Origin of the sequence: Mesorhizobium sp. M7A.F.Ca.MR.362.00.0.0, assembly GCF_004023175.1 — a bacterium.
GTDB lineage: Bacteria > Pseudomonadota > Alphaproteobacteria > Rhizobiales > Rhizobiaceae > Mesorhizobium.
The window spans coordinates 1-4,327 of record NZ_RZTF01000478.1; the positions used below are offsets into that span (position 1 = coordinate 1).

The window sequence follows — 4,327 nt, forward strand, 5'->3', positions numbered from 1 at the left end:
TCCGCAGATCGCGCCAACCACCGTCAACATCAGCGCCACCTATCCGGGTGCCGATGCGTCGACCGTCGAGAATTCGGTGACCAAGGTCATCGAGCAAGGCATGACCGGCATCGACAATCTCGACTACATGACGGCGACCTCGACCTCGACCGGAGCGGCGACGATCACGCTGACCTTCACCACCGCGGCCGATCCCGACACCGCCCAGGTGCAGACGCAAAACAAGTTGCAGCTGGTCCAGTCGCAGCTGCCGCAAGTGGTGCAGAGCAACGGCATCACCGTCTCCAAATCCTCGACCGGCTTCCTGATGGTCATCGGCTTCGTCTCCAGCGACGGCAAGATGAACTCGACCGATCTGGCCGACTATGTCGACTCAACCATCAACGACACGCTGAAGCGCGTCGAAGGCGTCGGCTCGACGCAGCTGTTCGGCTCCAGCTATGCCATGCGCATCTGGCTCGATCCCGACAAGCTCGCCACATACACGTTGATGCCGAGCGACGTGGCTTCGGCGATCGAGGCGCAGAACACGCAGGTTTCGGCCGGCCAGCTCGGCGGCATGCCGCAACGCAAGGGCCAGCAGCTCAATGCCACGGTGACGGCCAAGAGCCGGCTGCAGACCGCCGAACAGTTCCGCAACATCATCCTGAAGAGCACGGTCGACGGCTCGCTGGTTCGCCTCAACGATGTCGCCACCGTCGAGCTCGGCGCTGAAAGCTATACGACGGCGGCCCGCTACAATGGCCAGCCGGCGGCCGGTGTCGCGATCAACCTCGCGACCGGCGCCAACGCCATCAGCACGGCCGAAGCGGTGCGCACGACAATCAATCGGTTGAGCTCGACCTTCCCGCAGGGCGTCGAGGTCGTCTACCCCTACGACACTTCGCCCTTCGTGCGGCTGTCGATCGAGGAGGTGGTCAAGACGCTGGCCGAGGCGATCGTGCTGGTGTTCCTGGTGATGTTCATCTTCCTGCAGAATCTGCGGGCCACCATCATCCCGACGATTGCCGTGCCGGTGGTGCTGCTCGGCACATTCGGCGTGCTCTCCTTCTTCGGCTATTCGGTCAACACACTGACCATGTTCGCCATGGTGCTGGCCATCGGCCTGCTTGTCGACGACGCGATCGTCGTGGTCGAGAATGTCGAGCGCGTGATGCAGGAGGAAGATCTGTCGCCAAAGGAGGCGACGCGAAAATCGATGGGCGAGATCACCGGCGCGCTGGTCGGCATCGCTACTGTTTTGTCGGCGGTGTTCGTGCCGATGGCCTTCTTCGGCGGTTCGACCGGCATCATCTACCGGCAATTCTCGGTAACCATCGTCTCGGCCATGGTGCTGTCGGTGCTGGTGGCCCTGGTGCTGACGCCGGCGTTATGCGCCACGATCCTGCGGCGGCCCAAGGACCATGCGACGCAGACCGGCCCGTTCGGCTGGTTCAACCGCGTCTTCGACCGCGGCACGACGGCCTATCGCGACGGCTCGCACGGCATCATCAACCGGTCCTGGCGCTTCCTCGCCGTCTTCCTCGCCATCGTCATCGCCATGGGCTGGATGTTTGCCCGGCTGCCGAGCTCGTTCCTGCCGGAAGAAGACCAAGGCATCCTGATCACCAGCGTGTCGCTGCCGGTCGGCGCGACGCAGGACCGCACCGAGCGCGTGCTGGCTGAAGTGACCGATCACTATCTCAAGGAGGAAAAGGAGGCTGTCGAAGGGGTCTTCACCGCTTCCGGCTTCGGCTTCGGCGGCGCCGGGCAGAATGTCGGCATTGCTTTCGTGCCGATGAAGGAATTCAGCCAGCGCAAATCACCGGCCCTGTCGGCGCAAGCGGTCGCCCGCCGCGCCATGGGCGCCTTCTCCAAGATCAGGGATGCGCAGGTCTTCGCGCTTGCCCCGCCCGCCATCCAGGGTTTTGGCAACACCAACGGCTTCGATTTCTACTTGCAGGATGTCAACGGCGCCGGCCATGATGCGCTGATCCAAACGCGCAACCAGCTTCTGGCCCTGGCCGGGCAGAGCAAGCTGCTCACCGCCACAAGGCCCAACGGCCAGGAGGATCAGCCGCAATTCTCCGTCGACATCGACCAGGAAAAGGCCAGCGCGCTCGGCGTCAGCCTGGCCGACATCAACAACACGCTGTCCTCCGCTTGGGGCAGCGACTACGTCAACGATTTCATCGACCGCGGGCGGGTGAAGCCGGTCTACATGCAGTCGGACGCGAACTTCCGCATGCAGCCGGAAGACCTCGACAAATGGCAGGTGCGCAATGCCAGTGGCGCCATGGTGCCGTTCTCGGCCTTCGCCTCCAGTCACTGGACGTTCGGTTCGCCCCGGCTTGAACGCTATAATGGGTCGGCGGCAGTCGAGATCCAGGGTGCCGCGGCTCCGGGCGTGAGTTCGGGTGCGGCCATGGACGAGATCGACCGGCTGGTGGCGCAATTGCCGCCCGGCTATTCGCACGAATGGACCGGCCTGTCGCACCAGGAACGGCTTTCGGGCAACCAGGCGCTGTCGCTCTACGCGATTTCGGCGCTGGTCGTGTTCCTGTGCCTGGCCGCACTCTACGAGAGCTGGTCGATCCCGTTCGCGGTCATGCTGTCGGTGCCGATCGGCATCTTCGGCGCGCTGCTGGCGGCAAGCCTGTTCGGCCAGTCCAACGACGTCTATTTCAAGGTCGGCCTGCTGACCACGATCGGTCTCGCGGCCAAGAATGCCATCCTCATCGTCGAGTTCGCCATCGAGCGGCAGACCGCCGGGATGGGGCTCGTCGAGGCGACACTTGAGGCAGCACGACAGCGGCTGCGGCCGATCCTGATGACGTCGCTGGCCTTCATCCTCGGCGTGTTGCCGCTGGCGATTGCCAGCGGTGCTGGCTCGGGCGCGCAGAACTCGGTCGGCATCGGCGTGATGGGCGGCATGATCGCGGCGACCGTGATCGGCGTCTTCCTGGTGCCGCTGTTGTTCGTCACCGTGCGGCGCATCTTCAAGGGCAGGGCGGCCAAACCAGATACGGGCGAGACGCCGGTGACGGCCAACCAGCAATAAGGAAAACTTCACATGACAGGTTTGGAACGTGGCTCGGTGGCCGCGAGGCGGCTTCTTGCGCCTATGATTACCGCTGTCCTGCTCGCTGGATGCGTCGTCGGTCCGGATTATCAGACGCCCATATTGGCGATGCCTGCAAGCTGGAGCGGCCAGAAGCCGACAAAGCCTGCCCAGCCGGCGCAACTTTCGAAATGGTGGCAGCAGCTGCGCGATCCCGAGTTGAACACGCTTGTCGAGGAAGCGGTTGCCGGCAATCTCGATGTCGCCACCGCCAAGGCAAAAATCCGCGAGGCGCGCGCCAGCTACCGCCAGAGTGCCGGCACGTTGCTGCCGTCGGTCGACGGCTCCGGCTCGGCCACCCGCAACAAATCGGCCGAGACCACAACAGGCTCTGACGCCACCTACAGCGAGTACCAGGCCGGCTTCGATGCAAGCTGGGAGCTCGACCTGTTCGGCGCCAACCGCAGGGGCGTCGAGGCCGCGCGCTACGGGCTGGACGCCTCGCAGGAGGAACTGCGCTCGACGCTTCTCACCCTGGTCGGCGATGTCGCTTCCTATTATACCCAGGCGCGCGGCTACCAGGCCCGCATCGCACTCGCCCGGCGCTCGGCCGCGTCGCAAAGGCAGACCGCCGAACTTACCCGCACCATGGCGCAGGCGGGCACGGCGACCGCCGCCGATGTCGCCAAGGCGATGGGGCAGGCCGCGAGCACCGAAGCCGCGGTGCCGACGCTGGAGGCAAGCTATGCCCAGGCCGTGCATCGTCTCGCGGTGCTGGCCGGCCGGCCGCCTGCCTCGCTCAGCGAGCGGCTGAAGCGGGTCGCCCCGATCCCTGCACCACGCCTGCCGATGCCCACCGGAATTCCCGCCGACCTCTTGCTTTCGCGGCCCGATTTGCGCATGGCGGAGCGCCAATATGCGCAATACACCGCCAAGATCGGCCAGGCAGAGGCCGCCCGCTATCCCTCGGTCAGCCTGACGGGAGACATCAGCACGGCGGCGCTGAAGCTTGGCGATCTCGGCAAGAACTCGTCGATCGGCTGGTCGTTCGGGCCGACGCTCAGCGTGCCGGTGTTCAATGCCGGCCAATTGCAGGCGGCCGTCGAGGTCGCCAAGGCACAGCGCGATCAATATTTCATCGCATACCGGTCTTCGGTGCTGACGGCGCTCGAGGATGTCGAGAACGCGCTGGTGCTGTTGTCGCAGGAGCGCATCCGGATCGCCAAGCTCGCCTCTTCGGCGAAATCCTATGGCGATGCGGCGCGGCTCGAAGGCACGCTCTACAAG

2 protein-coding genes are annotated in these 4,327 nt (G+C 64.9%); both read left to right on the forward strand.

What is annotated here, in order from left to right:
* Nucleotides 1–3,040, forward strand: a 3,040-nt coding sequence (locus EOC06_RS33395; RefSeq protein WP_128309800.1) for an efflux RND transporter permease subunit, incomplete at its 5' end; no start/stop codon positions are given.
* 12 nt (nt 3,041–3,052) lie between these two features.
* Nucleotides 3,053–4,327 (forward strand): efflux transporter outer membrane subunit (locus tag EOC06_RS33400; protein ID WP_128309801.1); only part of this gene is annotated, 1,275 nt, incomplete at its 3' end.